Origin of the sequence: Rhizobium sp. BR 362, assembly GCF_036528765.1 — a bacterium.
Taxonomy (GTDB): domain Bacteria; phylum Pseudomonadota; class Alphaproteobacteria; order Rhizobiales; family Rhizobiaceae; genus Rhizobium.
In genome coordinates, this window is record NZ_JARWGH010000056.1 from 1 (window position 1) to 19,898 (window position 19,898).

Here is a 19,898-nt window from a genome sequence, read left to right on the forward strand (position 1 = left end):
GCGGAAAGAGCGTTGCGCGGTGTGGCGTTAGGAAGAAAAAACTGGAGCTTCGCCGGTTCCCAGCGTGGGGCCGAGCGTGCCGCCGTCATGCTGACCGTCATTACCACATGCCGGCTTAATGATGTCGACCCAAAGGTCTGGCTTGCCGATGTCTTTGCCCGCATCGCCGATCTTCCCGTCTCCCGCCTGCACGAACTCCTCCCATGGGAATGGAAGGCCCAAAARACCGCTATTGCGGCGGCGGCCGCGTAAATWGCTSCCGGAACAACGCTTCCGAACGCTCCAAGCCCTCATCGGTCAGGACCAATGACTTCGCCTTATTGACTGGRTCGCCGATCATGCCCTTCTTGTGAAGCCGATCCGTCGTTGCCCAGTCGAAACCCTTCCAGGCGCAACGCTCGTTATGCAGCGTCAGCCATAACAGCGCCAAAACTGCATCGTCGATCTTGTCCTCATCAATCTCCATGAACCGACATTACCACGCGCGCCGCCCAAAATCCCGCGGTCCTGCTCGGATGGATACGGATATTCTTATCTACGACGACTTTATTTATGCTGCGGCGAACACGGTTCTTCAGGCCCGCGCGCTGGGCTGCGGGATTTGCATCGCCGTTTACCGTTGCTTTCGTGCCGGCTATTGCGGTGGCGCCGCCATTTGGCTCATCTGATGGACAGTCTCGCGTCCGGCATCCTGTTTAGCTTGGTTGCCGACAGATTCCACAGCCGCATCGAGTAACTGAAAAGCGTATTCCAGCGCCGCGTCGGTGTCTTCGCCGCAAAGTCCCGCTCCTTTGCATCGATTTTGAAGCGCTTGTTTGATCCCACGCTTTATCGAGGGCAAGGGTTCGGTCTGTGATGTGGCGAGGAGTTGACGCAGGCAATTTGCCGCGACGACTTCCGAAACGATGAGTTTTCCCTCAATTTCACCGAGCGTCGGCATCGCAAATCGCTGTCCACCTCTTCGGCATTCGCGATCTGTTGTCAGCATCGTTTTTCCTCCCGTGGATTCGTTTTCACCGGCACCTCATCGAAGGCTCACTTACCCCGCATAAACTGATGGAGCGTGCCTTCTAATGGGCAGTCTTTTGTAAGCATTCCTTAGATCAAGGCCGATAGGCTGGTAATCACTGTGCCAATCCGCATGCCCGACATCTTGTGGCGCGAGACGGGCGCTGGTGTGGAGCGTGCAACGGATGCCGCCGCCTCTCTTGTCAGGCGTATCCATCATCCAGTACCGGCACTATGATCCTTACGGCGAATTTTTCCAAGATCAGATTTTAAGCTGATCCAAGATTCCGCCTCGGATAAGTTCCAATCTTCATTGTTTCGCTTCGGAAAGCCGGTCGATGTGCACGCAGCATTTTGCATGGTGCATGATGTCGTCGACGGTGGATCCGAAGACGCGATCGAGGACATCGCGCGTGTGCGCCGCAACGATAATCAAATCGGCGTGGACTTCAGTTGCTATTGCCAGGATCGTATCTGCGGCACGGCCCGGGCGAACATGGATAAGTGCGGGAACCGAAAGTTGCTTGCAGAGCTGTGACAGCTTTTTCTCAGCCTCATCCATCACCGAGACCGCCCAGCGGTCCGGTTCTTGGTTAACAACTGAAGGAAAACGTTCCACGACGTGAACGATATGCAAGGTTCCTTCGGCAGCAAGGAGCGCCTGAGCCGTGCGCACCAAATGCTCTGCTCTTTCCCGTGATCCAAGGCCTATGGCGCAGACGATCGTCTTATACATTTTTCACCTCAAAGAGATCTCTGCCGCTTCCGCCGACAAATTCGGATCGAAATCCCAGAGCATGTGCTTGTTTCAGAAATTGGTCCCGCGCTCAGTATAACCATTTTGAAGCTGTTGCCTAAGCGTTGGAGGAAAGGACTGCACAATTCATCATGGCCCCATGCGCGGGGCGCATTGCGGATGATATCGGAAGGCACATGGCGCCTCCGTCATCGCGTCATCATCAATGGAACGGGCGGAGCCTCAAGCATGGAGCGCGTCGTTCCGCCGAAAATCCGCTCGCGCATGCGCGAATGCCCATAGGCACCCATGACCATCATGTCGGCGCCGATCTCCACGGCACGTTGCCGCAGGGTGTCAGCGGTGGTCCTGCCGCCGCTTGCCAGAATATCGACCGAGACATGGACGCCGTGTCGCGCAAGGAAGACGGCCAATTCCGCGCCCGGCTCCTCGCCAGTGCCGCGGGTCGATGCGCGTGGATCAACGATGACGACATGCACCTTTTCAGCCGCCGTCAGTTGCTCCATTGCAGCGCGGACGGCATGACTTGCCTCATTGCGAGAGTCCCAGGCGACCAGCACCCGGCGCGGCTGAAGCGAGGCCAAACGGCCTTTCGGCACAATGAGAATCGGTGCCGGCGAGTGAAACAGTGCTCCATTCAATATACGCCAGCGCATATCATTCTGGGCCAAGAGACCGCCGCCGACCAGTGTCAGGTCGGCGTAGCGGGCGCGCTCGCCAATTTCATTGTCGACCCAACCGTATTCCGTGAACAGGCGGTCCACATCAAACGAAATATTGCTCGATTGCAGCAGAGCCTTTGTGGCTGCGACCTCTTCGCCGAGCTTCTTCAACTCGCGCTCGCGTTCTTCGGCCCATGCGGACGAAGAGACCTCGCCGTATCCTCCGACGGGAGCGATCGCAAGCGCCGTCACCAGCACCGAAAGATATGCCCCGGCTGCGCGGCTGAGCTCGATCGCCGAGCGCAGATCCTCGTCGTTTTGATTGACGCCTATGATGCTTAAGACGGTTTTGGCTCGCATAGTCACACCTCGTATTTGGAATTGTTCGATCAATGCGATAATCCGATTTTGGCGCTCCATTTTGATCCTGGTCAAGAACGTGGACAGCGGCTGGAATGTTGCGCCGCCTCGTCGCACCTGACGAGCGAAAATTCCGGACAGCTTGATGAGCTTCGCACATCGGACTGCAATCGGCGGCTCCATTGGAATACCGCCATACTTGTTACTCACACTGTCCGATCCCCGGTGCCAGACTATCTCACGACAATGAGCGTTAACCGGCGAACGAATCGTGCCTCTTGCGCACGGAAATTCGCCCAGCCCAGGAGATTTCGAAGCCATGACTACATCAGCAGAGAACGGACGGAATAGTGCACAGTCTGCGATGCACACGCCATCGGTCGTGTCATCGCAGGAGTGGGAGGCGGCCCGCCAACAATTGCTCTTGAAGGAAAAGGAGCAGACCCGCGCCCGCGATGCCCTTGCCGCAGAGCGCCGCCGAATGCCCTGGATGGCCGTGAAGACGGATTATGCGTTCGAGGGACCTGCGGGCAAGGTAAGCCTGCTCGATCTCTTCGAAGGCCGGCGCCAATTGATCGTCTACCGCGCCTTTTTCGAGCCGGGAGTGTTCGGCTGGCCCGACCACGCCTGCCGGGGCTGTTCCATGGTGGCGGACCAGGTCGCCCATGTCGCCCATTTGAACGCGCGTGACACCACCCTCGTCTTCGTCTCGCGCGCGCCTCAGGCGGATATCGCGCGGCTGAAGGCGCGGATGGGCTGGGAGGAGATACCATGGTTTACCATCACCGACAGCTTCGACACCGACTTCGGCGTCGGCGAGTGGCACGGCACGAACGTTTTCTATCGTGACGGCAACCGCGTGTTCCGTACCTACTTCATCAACAACCGCGGCGACGAACAGATGGGGGGCACCTGGAACTACCTCGACATTACGCCGCTCGGCCGGCAAGAGGTCTGGGAGGATTCGCCTGAGGGCTATCCTCAGACACCAACCTACAAGTGGTGGAACTGGCACGACAGCTACGTCCCGGACGCAGCTCCCGACAAGAAATGGGTCGAGGTATCGGATGCCGGCGAGGCGGCGTTCAGAAACCAAGACGCAAGCACCAAGTCGTGAGCGGACCTCTTCCGTTGAATCCGAGACAGGCAGCCACGCCGAACATTGCCGGACTCACTGGAAATCGAAAACACTGAGCCCGGCAGCCATTTCATCGAGGCCGAGAGGTCGCGTCACCGGCGGCTCGGCCCTTGCAAGACAACCCTGCCGCTCGCAGAGACGACAGGCCGCTCCGATTGCAATCGGAGCGGCTGAATGCGCCTTGCCGTAGACAATCTCCTCTCGAAAGCCGAGATCGCAGCCGAGAAGCAGCGCAGTGCGGCGGACCCTTTCACCGAAATTGGCCTGCGGACCTTCGATGGTGCGCGAGATCGTGAAAAAGCCGGTGCTGTCAGGCATTTCGGCCGCCTCGACCAGGATTTGTCCAGGCTGGCCAAAGGCGGCATGGACATTGAGCTTGGGACAGCCGCCGCCAAAGCGCGCCTGCGGAAAGCCTTGCGCCCCCACCTTGCGCAGCCGGTGCCCCGCTCCGTCGATCTCCATCAGGAAAAAGGGAATGCCGGCCGCACCCGGTCGCTGGAGGGTCGTCAGGCGGCTGGCGACCTGTTCATAGGAGGTGCCAAAACGGGCACGCAGCCCGTCAATGTCGTAATGAAAACGCTGCGCCGCATTGTGGAAGGCTCCGTAGGGCATCATCAGCGCATGCGCAGCATAGCGCCCCAGTTCGAAACGGGCGATGCGGCTTGCTTCCGGCGTCGATAGCAACAGCGCCTCGAGCTCGGCGCGGATTTCCTGGCGGAGGGCCAGCAGCGAAACTTCGGTCGCAATCTCCTGCAGTTGATCGAAAGGCGACAGCCGCTCCGACAGAAAGAGCCGCATCGAGTGGCGATCGTAGCGCCGGCGCAAGTTTGGCATAGCGTGAACCGGTAGCGTCCGGACGGCGATCCCGTGCTCGCTGCGAAGCCAGGCCTTCAGTGCCGCCGCCAAATCGTCGCCTTGCGTCAGCCTCGCATGAAAGGCTTCGGCCGCATCGTCGATGCCGGCGAAGAAATTTGGGCGATGCTCCAGCCTGTCATGCACTTCGTCGAGCGGCAGGCGCGGACTGGCCAAAGCGGGAATGCGGCCCTCGCGCGCGAGAAGCTCGGCCAGGTCAGACAGCCGCGCCGCCTGCTCACGATAGGCGCGGTAAAGCTTGATCATGCCGTTCGCAGCATTCGGCGCTGCCTCCGCAACCTCGATCAGCTCCTGTTCTCCTGGGATCTCACCCGCCAACAGCGGATCTGCAAAGACTTCGCGCAACTGCCCGGCGCTACCGCCGGCCTCGCCCTGCAACTCATCGAGATCGACCCGGTAAACCGAAGACAGCTTCAAAAGGAGCTGTACCGTCAGCGGCCGCTGGTTGCGCTCGATCAGATTGAGATAAGAAGGGGAAATTTCCAGCGCCTGCGCCATCGCCGTCTGCGTCAAGCCCAGGCCGTTGCGGATGCGTCGCATGCGCGGCCCGGCAAAGATCTTGCGTTCAGCCATCTGTCATCTCTTTTACAAATCGCCTCAACCGCAGAATTTACAGATTTGACAAATTTACTGGATCGTTTTGTCAAGCACAAGACATCCTAACCCTTTTCCGCGCGGGCATCTGCCGTTTTCGTTAGCTCCACACCGCGCTGCAATGTAAATTTAGTCACATCAGCGACGCGAACGTTTGGGAGAAGGAAAATCTCTATGACTGATTTTTACAAACTCGTTTCATCGGCGCCTGCCGGCCGCTTCGATGGCATAGAGCGGCCCTATACGACGGATGATGTCAGCCGCTTGCGCGGATCGATTTCCATCCGCCATAGCCTGGCCGAAATGGGAGCGAACCGTCTTTGGCAGCTCATCCATGAGGAAGATTTCGTCAACGCACTCGGCGCGCTCTCCGGCAATCAGGCCATGCAGATGGTTCGCGCCGGTTTGAAGGCGATCTATCTTTCGGGCTGGCAGGTTGCGGCCGATGCCAATACCGCCTCCGCCATGTATCCCGACCAGTCGCTCTATCCGGCCAATGCCGGGCCGGAGCTTGCAAAGCGCATCAATCGCACGCTGCAGCGCGCCGATCAGATCGAGATCGCCGAGGGCAAGGGCTTGTCGGTCGAAACCTGGTTCGCTCCGATCGTTGCCGATGCCGAGGCCGGTTTCGGCGGACCGCTCAACGCATTCGAAATCATGAAGGCCTATATCGAAGCGGGCGCCGCCGGCGTCCATTTCGAGGATCAGCTCGCCTCGGAAAAGAAGTGCGGCCATCTCGGCGGCAAGGTTCTGATCCCGACCGCCGCCCATATCCGCAATCTCGATGCCGCTCGTCTGGCGGCTGACGTTATGGGTGTGCCGACACTGGTCATCGCCCGCACCGATGCCGAGACAGCCAAGCTTTTGACGTCCGATATAGACGAGCGCGACCGTCCATTCGTCGATTACGATGCCGGCCGCACCGTCGAAGGTTTCTATCAGGTCAGGAACGGCATCGAGCCCTGCATCGCCCGGGCTATCGCCTATGCGTCGCATTGCGATCTCATCTGGTGCGAGACATCGAAGCCTGATCTGGAACAGGCGCGCAAATTCGCCGAAGGCGTGCACCAGGCCCATCCGGGCAAACTGCTCGCCTATAATTGCTCGCCGTCCTTCAACTGGAGGAAAAACCTCGATGACGCGACGATTGCCAAGTTCCAGCGCGAGCTCGGAGCGATGGGCTACAAGTTCCAGTTCATCACCCTCGCGGGCTTCCATCAATTGAACTACGGCATGTTCGAGCTTGCCCGCGGCTACAAGACACGCCAGATGGCGGCCTATTCGGAACTGCAGCAGGCGGAGTTCGCGGCTGAGGCCAACGGTTATACCGCCACCAAGCACCAGCGCGAGGTCGGCACCGGCTATTTCGACGCCGTTTCGCTCGCCATCACCGGCGGCCAGTCTTCGACCACCGCCATGCATGAATCGACCGAGCACACACAATTCAAGCCGGCTGCGGAATAATAACCGCTAATCAGAGGAGAACGACAATGCCATCTATCGCACGCATCAGCGAAAGGACCGAAGAACAATCTTCCACGATGAATGCCGACCAACAGGCTGTCATCCGGATGCTCGCCAACGAGCTGCATCGCCTCAATCAAATCGTTATGGATGCAGTCGAGGCCGGCGTGTCGGTCGAACTGGTCCGCTCCGCGCGCCATCACAGCGGCAACGGCAACTGGGGCGATCTGCTGACCCCCGTCATAGTCGCCAACGCCTCTCGGCAAGCCTGAAGCGCCCGCCGCGCCAAGGCCACTGTTTTCAAACAAAAACACTCCGCTTTCGGGTAAAAGCGGAGTGTTTTTGCGCGAAGCGTTTATTGAAAATATCCAGCATCCAAGCTGCGACACAGGCCAATCGAGAGACCCGTTGTTATGCCTTCATCCCCTTACGGCGAAGCAGGCTCTCAATCGCAGACGCGCATGCGCTCGTAGTGATATCCGTCGTCATATTCGTTTTGAACCGGGCGGCTTTCATGCCAGCATCTCGGCGGCGGGGGTGCGGGCTCGTAGCCACCACTATTGGCGATTGCGCCGCCGATAATGCCGCCAATAAGCCCGGCTGCCACGCCGCCGGCAATTGCATTTCCATCATGGTGATGGCGATGATGCCGTTCCGGCGGCCGCCCGTCACGCCAGTCATATTGCTGCGCTTGAGCGACGCCGCCAGAGGTCAATGCGCTGCCTGCAAACACAGCAGCAAGGAAAACCGAAAGAATTGTCTTTTTCATCATGACCACCTCCGACGCCGCACGCCATTCGATTCAAGTCTTCGACTCAGCTAACTACGCTTTCGAACATGATTAAGTTCGCCTGAATATGGCGTGAACGGGTCGTTTCGGTTTCATTCAGCCGAAATCTTGAAGGAGTCATGACGGTTGTCCCGGGCACCGCAAACCTCGCGGTGCCCAAAAAGCTTAGAACCGTTGCGGGGCAGCCGGCTTGTTTCCGACGATGGCGTCCATACGAGCCACCACTTCGGGCGTCACCTTGTTTTTGTGTGCCAGCGCCGCCAGATTGTCTTCAAGCTGGCTTATGCGCGACGCGCCGAGGATTACCGTCGATACATTACGGTTGGAAAGGCACCAGAGCAGCGCGAGATGGGTTATCGAAATGCCGATCTCTTCGGCGAGATCAGCCAATTCCACCACCTGCGCAAGCCGAGCACGCCCGGTGTCGCTCGCCCATCTCTCCTTCAGCCATTCGTAACCGGGCAAATTCATGCGGCTGTCGTTCGGCACGCCCTTATTGTACTTGCCGGTCAGAACGCCCGATGCCAGCGGCGACCAGATCGTGGTGCCCAAGCCCATCAGGTCATAAAGCGGCAGGTAGTCGCCCTCGACCTTCTGGCGTTCGAAAATGTTGTATTGCGGCTGTTCCATCGTCGGAGGCGTGATGCGCAGCTCACGGGCCACCGCATAGGCTTCGGTCAATTGCTGGGCCGACCATTCCGACGTGCCCCAATAGAGGATTTTGCCCTGGGTGACGAGGTCGTGCATGGCGCGAACCGTTTCCTCGATCGGCGTATCGATGTCAGGCCGGTGGCAAAAGTAGAGATCGAGATAATCCACCTGCAGGCGCTTCAGGGCAGCGTGAGCAGCGTCGGTGACATGCTTGCGCGACAGGCCTCTCTGGGTCGGCTTCTGCCCACCCCAGAACACCTTGCTGGAAACGATGAAGCTGTCGCGGCTCCAGCCGAGGGTTTTCAAGGCTTCACCCATGACAACTTCGGACTTCCCGCTCTCATAGCCCTCGGCATTGTCAAAGAAATTAATGCCGCTGTCATAGGACCGCGCCATCAGACTGACGGCATCGCTGCCTTCGACCTGCCGGCCGAACGTAACCCATGATCCGAACGAGAACTCGCTGACCTGCAGGCCAGATTTTCCAAGACGACGATATTCCATGGCGCAATTCCTTAAGGCACAAAGGATGCGGCAACATAGGCCCATAGCGACAGCAAAGACAATCACCTTCCCGTCAGGTTTCGGCGAATACGACAGCGCCGGAATTGCGCGCTGCCCTGCTCATGCAGCGATCCGCCATCCGGCAAATCTCAGGGAAATTATCTAACCAGCAGTATGACGAGCGGTCCTCCCAAAAGCGCGCCCAATATGATGGCTGACGGGAGATACCGAGCGAAGATAGGGAGAATGAATCTGAGACAGAGCATTTTCTGCCCTCCAATTGTGTTGCTCGCCGATTTCGACGCTCTAGGCTCCGACAATTGCAGCAGCATTACCCGATCGCCTTTCAAGCTCCGCAATGCTCCTGCAACCTTTGCAGCGCAAATGAGGAGAGCGGAACAAATGGGAAGGCGATGAGAATTCTACTGATCGAAGATGAGCGGGAGCTGGCTGCTGCGCTGTCGGTGGCGCTCGGCAAACATGGCATCGTCATCGACCATACGATGCGCCTTGAAGACGCGGTGGAACTGACGTGTCAGAATGTTTACGATGCGATCCTCCTCGATCGCCGCCTGCCGGACGGCGAGGGGCTGACTTTTATTCCCCAGTTGAGACGCACAGGATCGGACACGCCGATCATCGTGCTGACGGCCCGCAACGAACCGATGGAACGTGTCGAAGGTCTCGACCTTGGCGCCGACGATTCTCTGGGCAAACCGTTTCTTGTCGAAGAGCTGATGGCGCGCTTGCGGGCTGTTCTGCGACGACCGGCGACCGTGGCCGAACTTCAAATTATCGTCGGTCGCATGGTGATCGACCCCTTGCATCTGAGCGTCACTGTCGAAGCCACCCCGCTCAACCTGTCCAGACGCGAACTTCTGGTTCTGGCGGCGTTGGCCAGGCGGAAGGACAAGACCGTCCTCCGATCGACGCTCGAAGCCGCCGTCTACAACTACGAAGAGGAAATTCAGTCCAATGCGCTCGATGCGCATATCTCCAGGCTGCGCAAGCGACTGGTGGAGGCGGGTGCCGGCGTCGCGATCCACAACATCCGAGGCGTCGGATATCTGCTGAGGGAAGAATAATGCGCAAGGCGGGAAACTCGAATCCGTCGCTTTGGTGGACGCTGAGCTGGCAGCTCAGTCTTGTCATCGTCGCCGTGGTCGCCACGGTCATCGTCGGCCTCTGCGCTTATGGAGCGACAATCCTTTCGCCGAACGAGTGGATGGAGGACAAGCTGCTCGCGGCAGTCCAAGAAGCTCTTACGCACGATCCGGAAGGTGCGCTTGTTATCGCCGATGCGCCGCGTCTGAAGTCGCTGAAGGCGGAGAACGAGGGTCTCTGGTTTCTCGTTACCACGCTGGATGGGAAGACAGCTTCTTACGGCGCGGTTCCTGCGCCCTATGCGGGCCTGGCGAGGTATGTGCATCTGATCAAACGTGCCGACATACGAGGCTCCCCAGGCACAAGCGAGATCGCCTCCATCGACGTGGTCGAGACAGCCTTCGGCGAGGCCAGAGTGATGTATGGTGGAAACCCCAGCAGAAGCTGGACATTTTTGGTGATGCTCACAAAGACCTACCCCATCTATGTTCCGCTGCTGGTCATTGCTCTGCCCGCCATGTTTCTCACTGTCCCCCGCATCGTCCGGCGCGCTTTGGCGGGTGTGAGCGACGTTGCCCGAAAAGCATCGGAAATCGAACCGCGCCGATATGGAGCACGCCTCCCCGCTGACGGTATTCCCAAAGAAGTCGCTCCGCTGGTGATTGCCTTCAACGGAGCGCTGGAGCGGCTTGAGAACGAGGCCAGGAAGCGTCAACGTTTCCTGATCGATGCGGCACATGAGCTCAGAACGCCGATCGCCATCATGCAGACGCGGATCGACGGAATACTGGAGGGTCCGGAACGCAAGCAGTTGTTGGACGACGTGGCGCGTTTGGCCGACACGGCCGAACAGCTCCTCGATTTCGAGCGCAACGATCAGGCGACCGATCTCAACGACACGCTCGACCTCGTCGAAATCGCCCGCATGGTCGTCGCCGATCTCGCACCCCTGGCAATTGCGGCCGGATACCAGATTTCCTTTCAGAGCGAAGTGCAAAGTCTCGAGCGCAGCGGCAGTCCCTCCGCTTTGCCGAGGGCGATCAGTAATCTGGTTCGCAATGCCATCGATCACGGCGGCAATAGCGGAATGATCACCGTCTCCGTCTCGACCGGCGGGCAGATCGATGTGGCCGACGAAGGGCCGGGCATTCCGGTTGAACATCTAGAGCTGGTTTTTGAACCATTTTATCGCGTCACCCCCAAGAGCAAAGGTGCAGGTCTCGGTCTGAGCCTGGTGAAGCAAGTCGCCGCAAATCATGGCGGACAGGTCAGCATTAAAAGCGGCTCGACTGGGACGCGGGTGGCAATTCAGCTCTGACGCCGCTTAGTTTCACAAATTCGGCCGTAGGCTGCGTCTTCGTACGCTGTCCCCCCGTACGTCCTCAATCTACCCGACATACCGATCGACTTATCAGTCGGAAACGATCTGCAAACACCCGTAATGCTGCGGCAATCCTGCACTTTCAATGTCGCCCCCGAAACACCCGTGACGGAGGCCGAAAAGCGTGCGCAGCAATCCATCGATTAAATCATTTTTCCGACGTCCTGGCCCTGCGCCAACCTTTTCCCTGAGACTTCTCTATCTTGCTTTTCCGGTAACGCTGGCGCTCGCCGGGTGTACCTCAGTGCCTTTGAAAGAGGGCGGGACGCTCACTTCCTACAACAATCTCGGCGCCCCAAAGGGAAAGTTGTCCAAATCGCGTATCTATGTCGATGGACAGCGTCTTGCCGCGGTGAAGACGGTCAGCATCGTGCCGACCGCTTTTACATTCAGCGCCGCATCTCGGATCAAATCCGAAGCCGACCGTTCGCTGGTGACAAACGCGCTCGACCGGGCGCTCTGCGTCGCGCTCAGCGACAAATATCAAATGGTCCCAGCCGGCCAGCCGGCGGATCTGACGATCCGATCCGTCGTTACCGATATTGTTCCGACGAACAAGGCGATGGCAGGCGTCGCGACCGCGGTGACGGTGGGTTCCGGTTTTGTCCTGCCCGTCGGCGTACCCCGCCTGCCGGTCGGTCTCGGCGGGCTTGCCGTCGAGGCGGAAGCGGTCGATAGCGGCGGCGCCCAACGCGCTGCGATGGTGTGGGCTCGCGGAGCAAATTCGATCCAGAACAATCCCCGCGTTTCCGCAGTCGGCGATGCATACAGCCTCGCCTCAAAGTTCGGAAATGACTTTTCCAAGATGCTGATCGCCGGCAAGGAACCGAAGGGGTTGGACATCTCTCTTCCTTCGAGGCAGCGGATGCAATCCTGGCTCGGCGGCAAACCTAAATACGCCGCATGCGACGCGTTTGGCCGAGCGCCCGGACTATTAGGCGCGGTCGCGGCGAAGTACGGTGCACCACCCGAATGGACCGACACGAAGCCCAAACCGGCTATGACATATTGATTGATCATACCCCGGCATCACGCCTGCAAGCAGGCGTGAGCGCGATGGCGACATGCGGTTCGAAATGATCTATGGCACCGCATGTCCCTGCCATATGGAATCTTGCGACAGACAGGGCCGCCTCATGTTCATACAACTTGGCCTATACTCTCGATAGTTGTTATATGTTTGTTATCCAGCTTCTAACGCGCTGTTTTTAGAGATATTCTTAGTCCAGTTCTAAATCTTGATTATTTTCATCATCTTTTATTGACTGCAGCTTAAAAGGGTGTAAGTTCTCGCTCATAAACGATCTGGCTCGCGTTTTCGCGAGTGGTGACGTCGGCGAGGCGTGAATGAAAACGAGCATTGTCCAATACCAGCTTCTCGACCCGCGGAAGCTCACTCCAACCGAAGAAATCGACGGTGACAGAGTGGCCGAACTCGAACAGGAGATCGTCCAATCCGGTCGGTGGACACGGCCGATCACCGTTCATCGAGACGATTGGTTCGTCATGGACGGGCACCATAGGCTCACCATTGCGCAGCGCCTCGATTTCAAGCTCCTGCCAGTCGTTCTTTTGGACTATGATACCGTTCGGGTTGAGGCATGGCGGCAGGGCGAGACAATCACGCCCGACATGATTTTCGAGATGGCGCGCAGCGGCCGAAAATTCCCCAGCAAGACGACACGCCACATTTTCGAGGGCCCTCCTCCCGCTTGCGACATCCCTCTAGGCGATCTTCGGCATCCCGCTCCAAGCGCCAAACTTTCAATGGCTCCTTCTTAAAGCAAGAGCGCCAAACGGCCCCAACGGGGACCCCCACCGTCCCGATAGATGACGAGCGAAATCGCAGCGCTCAACGGTACCCCTTTGTCTCCTCATATCACATCGGCAACATCGAAAGGCATCGACGATGACCAAGACGTTCATGCATACGCCTGCCATTCATATCCTCACCCGTTCCGATCTATCAGATATCGAGCTACCGCCGGCAGAGGTCATTCGGCTCGTCGAAGATGCCTATTTGTCCTATGCCAACGGACAGTCGCGTTGCCCGACCAAGCTTATGATGCCGCTTCCGAATGAGCAGCGCGACGCAGTATCCTATTCAATGCTCGGATATGACGGCGCGCTCGAACAGGTCGGGTTCAAGACCTCCTATCGTCAAGGCAGCGAAAGCGCCGAAAAATACTACACGACGATCAGCCTCTATGACGACACGACCGGGCTTCCCTTCGCATTCATGGATTGCCATCGCGTCGGCGGTTCGCGCACACCGGCGACAACCGCGATCATCGCCAAATATTGCGCCAATGAGAACGCTCGATCGGCGCTGATGATCGGAACGGGCGCGCAGGGCATCAATACGCTGCCATATCTGCTTACTGCCCTGCCCCGCCTGCAAACCCTGCGCCTCTTTGGTACGCATCCCGACGGGCTTGCGGCGAGCCTTTCCACATTCGCCAAATATTTTCCCGATCGCGAGATCGAGTTGGTGAAGGATGTTCCAGAGGCCGTTGCCGCATCCGATATCGTGGTGGCAGCTTCCGGCCGCGCCGCCCACCCCAAAATTCAGACGAAGTGGCTCAAGCCCGGCGGCCTATTGATCTCGGTTGCCAGCAAAGGGGTTGAAGCGGGCGCATTGCACGATGCGGACTATACGATCGCGACGAACGAGGGCCAGTTGGGCGTGACCGGAAAGAGGCTCGCCGGTCCGGACGGCGTTGCCAGGATCGATGCCGAACTGCCTGATATCGTCGCTGGCAGCAAGCCTGGGCGCAACACCCAGGAGGACCGGGTATTCGCATTCAGCAGCGGCATGATCATCACCGATATCCCTGTCGCCCATGCACTGGCCACCAGAGGGATTGCCGCCGGCCGCGGCAAGCGGGTCGAACTATGGAGCTAGTGATCAATTCGATGCGCGCTCGTGAGCAGGCCTGGGCGACTGCCGTCAGGCAAGACATCGAGTTGCTGAGCCAGATTCACCGTGCGACGGACGGCCCGTTTCACCTTATCCATCCCGCGAGCTTTGCCGACAATCTCGCGGGCTTCCAGCGCGTTCTGCGGGACAAAAACGTGAAAGGACACGTCTTTTTCGGCAAGAAAGCCAACAAAGCAGGCGCGTGGCTGCGCGAAGTTGCAAAGCTGCAGGGATCGGTTGACGTCGCCAGCATACCCGAATTTGTTCATGCGCTCGCCAATGGAATTCGGGGCGAAGATATTGGTGTGACGGGCGCTGCCAAGAGCAACGATCTCCTGTGGCTGGCGTGCCGCCACGGTGCCACCGTTGCCATCGACGCCCTAGATGAACTGGAACGGGCGATCGACATTGCGGCGGAGACCGCGCCGTTACGCATCCTGCTGCGTGTGCTGCCGCCCACCGGGCAGAACAGCCGCTTCGGGCTCAACTCAAATGACCTTCGCATCGCACTGGAGCGCTGCGGAGCGGCCAAAGACCACCTGATCATGGATGGTTTTTCCTTCCACCTCGACGGTTATGCCGTGCGGCCGCGCGGGGAATTGGCGTCGAAATTGATCGACCAATGCCTGGAAGCGCGACGACAGGGCTTTCCGGCAAGGGCCATCTCCATCGGCGGAGGCTTTGCCTGCGCCTATGTCGAAGAGGAGGAGTGGAAGGCTTTCAAGGAAACGATCGACCCGGCTGAGTTTCATGCCGGAAAAAGCTTCAACCACTTCTATCCCTACTACCAGGCCCCCACCGGCGCCGCCATGCTCGACGCGATTCTGCAAAGTCGGGATGCCGAGGGGACGCTCGCATCGAAGCTGATCGCTGCGGAGATGCAACTGTATCTGGAGCCAGGCCGGGCACTTCTCGACGGTGCTGGAATGACGGTCTTTCCGGTGCAGGGTTTCAAGCGCAACGCAGAACACGGCATCGTAACCGTGGCCGGCCTCAGCATGAGCTTGTCGGAACAGTGGAAAAACAGCGAGTTTCTGCCGACCCCTGTTCTGGTGCAAATGGGAGCGGCTCGTCCTCAAGAGCCTATTCGAGCAGCGATCGGCGGCTCCAGTTGCATGGAATACGACGTTCTGACCTGGCGCAAGATCGCATTTGCCGCGACCCCTCGTTATGGCGATCTGATCATCTATCCCAATACAGCCGGCTATCAGATGGACAAGAACGAGAGCAAGTTTCACCAGCTGGCCTTGCCGCCGAAAATTGTTGTGACGCGGCAGGGCGAAGGTTTCACTTGGAGGATGGATCAATGACCAGACACATTAGCCGGCCTGCCGAACGCGTGGTAAAGACATGCTCCGAACTGATTGGCGATACGCCGTTGCTGGAACTTGCCCGGACCGGGTCCGGCAGTCGATTGCTTCTGAAGCTGGAACAGTTCAACCCCACCGGAACCTGCAAGGTTCGGATGGCGCGGGAAATGATCCTGGCGGCTGAGCGGGACGGAAAGCTGAAGCCGGGCGGTCGCATCGTCGAGCCGACCTCCGGCAATACCGGAACGGGCCTGGCGCTTGCGGCAGTCGAGCGGGGGTATAAGTTTACCGCCGTCGTAGACAGCCACGCATCGCGAGACAAGCTTCGGGCGATGCGGGCCATGGGCGTCGATCTCGTTTTTGTCGAAAGCAAGGGGGACGGCCCCAGCACCGTCGAGCGGCGGCGCATCGCGGGCGAAATTGCCACTGAAACCGGTGCATTCTGGCCCGATCAGCACTACAACCCCAACAACAACAACGGCTATGTCGGCCTGGCCGCAGAACTGCTCCGCGACCTCGGCACGGATGTCGACTATCTCGTCGGCGCGGTGGGAACCGGCGGCACTCTGTGCGGAACCGTTAGGGAACTGCGCCGCCTCGGCTCGCAAGTCACGAGCATCGGCGTCGAACCGATGGGATCAATCATCTTCGGTGGCCGCCCCGGCAAATATTGGCAGACCGGCGCGGGCGCACCCGGCGGATTTACCGTTGGCCCCAATGTCGATCATTCTCTGATCGACGAAGGCCTGACGGTCGACGATATCGATGCCTTCACTGCCGCCCGTGTCGTCGCACGCCGCACCGGTATGCTTGTCGGCGGGACCGCGGGTGCCGGAATCCATGTGGCGCTCAAACGTCTGGCCCTCGTCGAACCGAACAGCACGATGGTGGTCCTGGTCTGCGACGCTGGCGAAAAATATCTCGACACGATTTACGACGATGACTGGCTTCAGGAACGCCATCTGCTCGACGAGATCGCACATCGGCGGCTGCATCGGCTCTTCGATGCCTATAGGGAATCGATATATCTCGCCTCTCGAACCCTAGCTGCGGTGGGAGCATAACGACGTGGCCACAATGCAATTTCGGAACTATCGCGAGATCCTAACGCTCGCCGCCCCCATTGCAGGCATTCAGTTCGCTCAGGTCGCTCTTACCAGCACCGACCTCCTGATGATGGGCTTCATCAGTGTTCAGGCGGTTGCCGCGGGCGGTCTCGCAATCCTGCTCTACAACCAACTACGCACGATGTGCGTCGGCATGGTGACGGGTGTCGGCAACATGATTGCCGCCTCGGTGGGACGAGGAGAAAAAAGAACCGGCACCGCATCCCTAGACACAACAACGCAAGACGAAGTTCGCGATCTGCTCCGGGCCTCCATGCTGCTTGCGACGATCGTCGCGATTGCCGCGGGTCTCATCCTCGTCGCTCTCAGCTATTGCCTGGTCTTTCTCGGACAGAGCAGCGCGGTCGTCGAGCTTGCGAAGCCGATCATGCTGACCCTCGCGCCGGGCCTGCTGCCCATGCTGTGGCTCAATGTCCTTCGCCAGTTTGCGGTGGGAATGCGTCGCGCCGGCTCCTTGCTGCGCGTTACGATCATCTCGATTGCCGTCAACGCTCTGCTCGATGCCGCTTTCATTTACGGATGGCTTGGCTTGCCGAAGCTTGGCCTGGCAGGAATTGGTCTGGCAACCACGCTTGTCCAGATATGGACCTTCTTCATCTATCTGCGGACAGTCCAGCGGGATGAAAAACTGAACGCCCTTCTCGCCCTGGATGGATGGCGGGCTCAGCGCGCAACGATAATAAAAATCGCAAAGATGGGGACGCCGATCGCGTTGACCTATGGCTCCGAAGCGGCAATCACCTCCATCGCGACCGTTTTCATGGGCACGTTCGGTCCGGTTGCCCTCGCCGCTTCCAACATCGTCAATCAACTCGCCTATATCGTCTACCAGGCCAATATCGGTCTGTCTCACGGATCATCGATACTGGTGAGCCGTACGGCCGGAAAGGGCCAGGCTGGTGAAATCGGTGCGATCGCGAGGCGCACCTTCACGATCAGCTTCTCCATCATGACGGTTGTTGGCCTTCTCTACGTCCTGCTTCCGCAGGCAGTGCTGCGCCCTTTTTTGGGTGACGAGGCCGATCCGGCCGTGCTCGCGGCGGCAACGACGCTTCTCGGGTTTGCCATAGCGCATCAATTCTTCAAAGGTTCGCAAAACATCTGCATCGGACTGCTGCGCGGACTCGGCAACACGAAGGCCGGGCTGACGAACACGTTGATCGGCTACTGGCTGATCGGTATCCCGGCCATGGCGGTCTGCGGATACGGGATCGGCTGGGGCAGCTACGGCATCTGGTTCGGTCTTTGCCTCGGGTTCGGAGCCACCAGCTTCTTGCTATGGTGGCGTTTCGTTGCCGACCTCAGAATGGCCTCGGCTTCGCTGCAGGACACTGAATACCAGCGTGCCAGCTAGCATGCCCGACGCGGGCAATATTCCCGTATTCCGTAAAAGGTGATTGTAATCATCATGTTTTATCGTTAAGCAGACTGACGGAGTCAAGTTTTACAGGCTGGGCCGTCGAGGACTCGCTTCGAATTGATGGAAGCGGCAGGAAGACGACGCCTGCCAGCGAAACGTTATGTTGTAACAATATTGAACTGGAGGGTATCGCCATGAGGCGGCGCGCATTGGGCGTATTTAATATTGCAAGCATCATTGTCATGTTGACCTCGGGCGGCGCTTCCGCCGAGGAAAAGCAGACGCTTTCGATCGTGGATGATCGCGGCGTCACCGTGCAGGCTCCGGTCAACCCGAAGCGGATCGCCTCCGTTTCCTATCTTGCGGTCGATGTTGCGCTTGCTCTCGGTATCAAGCCTGTTGCGACCACCTACATGACGGCCGGACGCGAGCCGGATTTTCTTCTCGGCCTGACGAAGGACATGAAGCAGATCGGACAACGGGCCAAGCCCAATCTCGAATTGCTGTCGGAAGTCCGGCCAGACGTTATCATTGCCATGAAACGCTATACCGTCGGTAATGCCCCGCAGTTCGAAAAGATCGCGCCCTATATCGCCTATAACATGGAGCTTTTGAGCCAAAGCTATCAGGAGGTCGCCGACCTTTCGAAGCTGTTCGGACAGCCGCAGCGCGGCGAAGAACTGAACGCCGCGTTCAAGAAGGATCTCGAGGATTTCGCCGCAAAGGCGCCGAAGGATGTGCATCCGCGTTTCCAGATCATGTGGGCCGGCGATACTCCCTTCTCCTTCCATACCGAAAACACCGCGGCATCAATCGTGGCGGCGCTCGGCGGCGACAACATCGTTGGCCCGATGACGAAAGACGGCCGGTTCGGCGAACAGCTCAGCCTCGAAACGATGCTGGAAAAAGATCCGGAAGTGATCTTCGTCTATGACAGCGGCCCGGATCGTCCGCATGAGAACAATCCCGTCTGGAAGCAGCTCTCGGCAGTCAAAAACGGCCGCGTGCACTTTATCGGTGACGAGTGGGTGGAGACCAATGGTCCGATCGGCCGTGAGCTGGTGCTGCGCGAGGCCGCGCACTACCTCTACCCTGACACCTTCCCTGCCGTCGATGTCAAGGCGGAGGCGGCGAAGCTAATCCCGACCGAGCTGCAAAATTGATGAGGAGCGCGGCCGCTGCGCGGCCACGCAATGATCTTCGATCGCTGGTGATGACAATCACGATCCTGGCCGTTGCCGCGATCGTGGTTGTCGGCGGCCTGCTGGTCGGCGCAAAGCCGCTTCAGCCGCGTGTCCTATGGACGGTCCTGTTCGAACCCGACGGGAAGATCGACTCCATTGTCGTATGGACATTGCGGCTGCCGCGCAGCCTCGCGGCTTTCATCGCAGGCGCCGGTCTTGGCGTCTCCGGCTATCTGCTGCAGACATTGACCCGCAATCCGCTCGCCGGACCCGGTCTGACCGGTGTGACATCCGGAGCGGTGACACCGATCGTTTTCTGTTTCGTTTTTATGCCGTGGTTTTCGTCGGCATATTATCCACTGGTCGGACTGGCGGGCGGTATGGCGGCTGCACTGTTGACCTTCTGGGTCTCCCGCGGAGGCAGAGGACGCCCCTTGCATCTGGCGCTTGGCGGCATCAGCATCTCCTATGATGATTGTCGAGCCGGATTTTCTTTTCCGGCGATGATGAAGTTTGGAAAGTCCTCGAAGACCCATCCGTTTTTCAGGGTGTCGAAGATAATGGTGAGCAGCTTGCGGGCTGTGGCGATGATGGCCTTTCCCGGGCCACGCCGGTCCTTGATGCGCCGGTAGAAGGCATTGAGGTAACCCGAATAGCGGATTGCGGTCAGCGTGCACTGGACCAGCGTGGTGCGCATGAGCCGGTTGCCAC

Annotated in this window: 20 protein-coding genes and 2 pseudogenes; 13 read left to right on the plus strand and 9 right to left on the minus strand. The window is 58.9% G+C overall.

The window, feature by feature from the left end; all coding sequences use genetic code 11:
* Positions 1-252, plus strand: a 252-nt coding sequence (locus QDY28_RS29500; protein ID WP_331384752.1) for a transposase domain-containing protein, incomplete at its 5' end; no start/stop codon positions are given.
* On the opposite strand, the gene QDY28_RS29505 is transcribed toward QDY28_RS29500, so the two are convergent.
* The 4 genes from QDY28_RS29505 to QDY28_RS29520 form a co-directional block, all read right to left on the minus strand.
* Positions 230-466, minus strand: coding sequence for a DUF6429 family protein (locus tag QDY28_RS29505; RefSeq protein WP_331384753.1), 237 nt, complete (start codon positions 464-466; stop codon positions 230-232). The genes QDY28_RS29500 and QDY28_RS29505 overlap by 23 nt on opposite strands.
* A 168-nt stretch (positions 467-634) precedes the next feature.
* Entirely contained in the window at positions 635-988 is a 354-nt protein-coding gene (locus QDY28_RS29510; RefSeq protein WP_331384754.1) for a hypothetical protein, read from the minus strand.
* A gap of 330 nt (positions 989-1,318) precedes the next feature.
* Positions 1,319-1,744 (minus strand): universal stress protein, encoded by a 426-nt coding sequence (locus QDY28_RS29515; RefSeq protein WP_331384755.1) that lies wholly within the window; start codon positions 1,742-1,744, stop codon positions 1,319-1,321.
* 209 nt (positions 1,745-1,953) lie between these two features.
* Positions 1,954-2,787, minus strand: coding sequence for a universal stress protein (locus QDY28_RS29520; RefSeq protein WP_331384756.1), 834 nt, complete (start codon positions 2,785-2,787; stop codon positions 1,954-1,956).
* A gap of 319 nt (positions 2,788-3,106) precedes the next feature.
* Here QDY28_RS29520 and QDY28_RS29525 point away from each other — a divergent pair, with 319 nt between their 5' ends.
* Entirely contained in the window at positions 3,107-3,904 is a 798-nt protein-coding gene (locus QDY28_RS29525) for a DUF899 domain-containing protein (RefSeq protein ID WP_331384757.1), read from the plus strand.
* Between the two features lie 54 nt (positions 3,905-3,958).
* Here the strand turns inward: QDY28_RS29525 and QDY28_RS29530 are convergent, their stop codons facing one another.
* Positions 3,959-5,371 carry a helix-turn-helix domain-containing protein gene (locus tag QDY28_RS29530; protein WP_331384758.1) on the minus strand — a complete coding sequence of 471 codons (1,413 nt, stop codon included), beginning with the start codon at positions 5,369-5,371 and terminating at the stop codon, positions 3,959-3,961.
* Between the two features lie 195 nt (positions 5,372-5,566).
* Here QDY28_RS29530 and aceA point away from each other — a divergent pair, with 195 nt between their 5' ends.
* Positions 5,567-6,856 carry an isocitrate lyase gene (gene aceA, locus QDY28_RS29535; RefSeq protein ID WP_331384759.1) on the plus strand — a complete coding sequence of 430 codons (1,290 nt, stop codon included), beginning with the start codon at positions 5,567-5,569 and terminating at the stop codon, positions 6,854-6,856.
* A gap of 26 nt (positions 6,857-6,882) precedes the next feature.
* Positions 6,883-7,128, plus strand: coding sequence for an SMc00767 family acetate metabolism repressor (locus tag QDY28_RS29540; protein WP_331384760.1), 246 nt, complete (start codon positions 6,883-6,885; stop codon positions 7,126-7,128).
* A gap of 173 nt (positions 7,129-7,301) precedes the next feature.
* On the opposite strand, the gene QDY28_RS29545 is transcribed toward QDY28_RS29540, so the two are convergent.
* The gene (locus QDY28_RS29545) at positions 7,302-7,628 is read right to left on the minus strand and encodes a hypothetical protein (protein WP_331384761.1); all 327 of its coding nucleotides are present in this window, start codon (positions 7,626-7,628) and stop codon (positions 7,302-7,304) included.
* Positions 7,629-7,811: 183 nt separating this feature from the next.
* Positions 7,812-8,801, minus strand: coding sequence for a potassium channel beta subunit family protein (locus QDY28_RS29550; protein ID WP_331384763.1), 990 nt, complete (start codon positions 8,799-8,801; stop codon positions 7,812-7,814).
* A 413-nt stretch (positions 8,802-9,214) separates the two neighbouring features.
* Between QDY28_RS29550 and QDY28_RS29555 the strand changes: the two genes are divergently transcribed.
* From QDY28_RS29555 to QDY28_RS29565, 3 genes are all read left to right on the plus strand, one after another.
* Positions 9,215-9,886, plus strand: a complete 672-nt coding sequence (locus tag QDY28_RS29555) for a response regulator transcription factor (protein WP_331384764.1) — start codon at positions 9,215-9,217, stop codon at positions 9,884-9,886.
* Positions 9,886-11,223 (plus strand): sensor histidine kinase, encoded by a 1,338-nt coding sequence (locus QDY28_RS29560; protein ID WP_331384765.1) that lies wholly within the window; start codon positions 9,886-9,888, stop codon positions 11,221-11,223. The genes QDY28_RS29555 and QDY28_RS29560 overlap by 1 nt, the downstream gene beginning before the upstream one ends.
* A gap of 205 nt (positions 11,224-11,428) precedes the next feature.
* Entirely contained in the window at positions 11,429-12,298 is an 870-nt protein-coding gene (locus tag QDY28_RS29565; RefSeq protein ID WP_331384771.1) for a DUF3313 domain-containing protein, read from the plus strand.
* Between the two features lie 260 nt (positions 12,299-12,558).
* Here the strand turns inward: QDY28_RS29565 and QDY28_RS31145 are convergent, their stop codons facing one another.
* Positions 12,559-12,975 (minus strand): hypothetical protein, encoded by a 417-nt coding sequence (locus tag QDY28_RS31145; RefSeq protein ID WP_442967619.1) that lies wholly within the window; start codon positions 12,973-12,975, stop codon positions 12,559-12,561.
* Between the two features lie 220 nt (positions 12,976-13,195).
* Here QDY28_RS31145 and QDY28_RS29575 point away from each other — a divergent pair, with 220 nt between their 5' ends.
* From QDY28_RS29575 to QDY28_RS29600, 6 genes and pseudogenes are all read left to right on the plus strand, one after another.
* Complete coding sequence (locus QDY28_RS29575) at positions 13,196-14,191, plus strand: ornithine cyclodeaminase (RefSeq protein WP_331384767.1); 996 nt, start codon at positions 13,196-13,198, stop codon at positions 14,189-14,191.
* Entirely contained in the window at positions 14,182-15,516 is a 1,335-nt protein-coding gene (locus tag QDY28_RS29580; protein WP_331384768.1) for a Y4yA family PLP-dependent enzyme, read from the plus strand. The genes QDY28_RS29575 and QDY28_RS29580 overlap by 10 nt, the downstream gene beginning before the upstream one ends.
* Positions 15,513-16,580 carry a PLP-dependent cysteine synthase family protein gene (locus tag QDY28_RS29585; RefSeq protein WP_331384769.1) on the plus strand — a complete coding sequence of 356 codons (1,068 nt, stop codon included), beginning with the start codon at positions 15,513-15,515 and terminating at the stop codon, positions 16,578-16,580. Before QDY28_RS29580 ends, QDY28_RS29585 begins: the two co-directional genes overlap by 4 nt.
* Before the next feature lie 13 nt (positions 16,581-16,593).
* Positions 16,594-17,997 carry an MATE family efflux transporter gene (locus QDY28_RS29590; RefSeq protein WP_331384772.1) on the plus strand — a complete coding sequence of 468 codons (1,404 nt, stop codon included), beginning with the start codon at positions 16,594-16,596 and terminating at the stop codon, positions 17,995-17,997.
* 200 nt (positions 17,998-18,197) lie between these two features.
* Positions 18,198-19,166 carry an ABC transporter substrate-binding protein gene (locus QDY28_RS29595; protein ID WP_331384770.1) on the plus strand — a complete coding sequence of 323 codons (969 nt, stop codon included), beginning with the start codon at positions 18,198-18,200 and terminating at the stop codon, positions 19,164-19,166.
* A 50-nt stretch (positions 19,167-19,216) separates the two neighbouring features.
* Positions 19,217-19,654, plus strand: a pseudogene (locus QDY28_RS29600) (iron chelate uptake ABC transporter family permease subunit); the annotation flags it as partial.
* Here the strand turns inward: QDY28_RS29600 and QDY28_RS29605 are convergent.
* Positions 19,654-19,898 (minus strand): annotated as a pseudogene (locus QDY28_RS29605) (IS110 family transposase); the annotation flags it as partial. The pseudogenes QDY28_RS29600 and QDY28_RS29605 sit on opposite strands and share 1 nt — an antisense overlap.

Excerpts from the sequence above, each read along its gene's own strand:
- QDY28_RS29510 (WP_331384754.1), bottom strand. The coding sequence starts at position 988 with ATGCTGACAACAGATCGCGAATGCCGAAGAGGTGGACAGCGATTTGCG.
- QDY28_RS29515 (WP_331384755.1), bottom strand. The coding sequence starts at position 1,744 with ATGTATAAGACGATCGTCTGCGCCATAGGCCTTGGATCACGGGAAAGA.
- QDY28_RS29520 (WP_331384756.1), bottom strand. The coding sequence starts at position 2,787 with ATGCGAGCCAAAACCGTCTTAAGCATCATAGGCGTCAATCAAAACGAC.
- QDY28_RS29525 (WP_331384757.1), top strand. The coding sequence starts at position 3,107 with ATGACTACATCAGCAGAGAACGGACGGAATAGTGCACAGTCTGCGATG.
- QDY28_RS29530 (WP_331384758.1), bottom strand. The coding sequence starts at position 5,371 with ATGGCTGAACGCAAGATCTTTGCCGGGCCGCGCATGCGACGCATCCGC.
- aceA (WP_331384759.1), top strand. The coding sequence starts at position 5,567 with ATGACTGATTTTTACAAACTCGTTTCATCGGCGCCTGCCGGCCGCTTC.
- QDY28_RS29540 (WP_331384760.1), top strand. The coding sequence starts at position 6,883 with ATGCCATCTATCGCACGCATCAGCGAAAGGACCGAAGAACAATCTTCC.
- QDY28_RS29545 (WP_331384761.1), bottom strand. The coding sequence starts at position 7,628 with ATGATGAAAAAGACAATTCTTTCGGTTTTCCTTGCTGCTGTGTTTGCA.
- QDY28_RS29550 (WP_331384763.1), bottom strand. The coding sequence starts at position 8,801 with ATGGAATATCGTCGTCTTGGAAAATCTGGCCTGCAGGTCAGCGAGTTC.
- QDY28_RS29555 (WP_331384764.1), top strand. The coding sequence starts at position 9,215 with ATGAGAATTCTACTGATCGAAGATGAGCGGGAGCTGGCTGCTGCGCTG.
- QDY28_RS29560 (WP_331384765.1), top strand. The coding sequence starts at position 9,886 with ATGCGCAAGGCGGGAAACTCGAATCCGTCGCTTTGGTGGACGCTGAGC.
- QDY28_RS29575 (WP_331384767.1), top strand. The coding sequence starts at position 13,196 with ATGACCAAGACGTTCATGCATACGCCTGCCATTCATATCCTCACCCGT.
- QDY28_RS29580 (WP_331384768.1), top strand. The coding sequence starts at position 14,182 with ATGGAGCTAGTGATCAATTCGATGCGCGCTCGTGAGCAGGCCTGGGCG.
- QDY28_RS29585 (WP_331384769.1), top strand. The coding sequence starts at position 15,513 with ATGACCAGACACATTAGCCGGCCTGCCGAACGCGTGGTAAAGACATGC.
- QDY28_RS29590 (WP_331384772.1), top strand. The coding sequence starts at position 16,594 with ATGCAATTTCGGAACTATCGCGAGATCCTAACGCTCGCCGCCCCCATT.
- QDY28_RS29595 (WP_331384770.1), top strand. The coding sequence starts at position 18,198 with ATGAGGCGGCGCGCATTGGGCGTATTTAATATTGCAAGCATCATTGTC.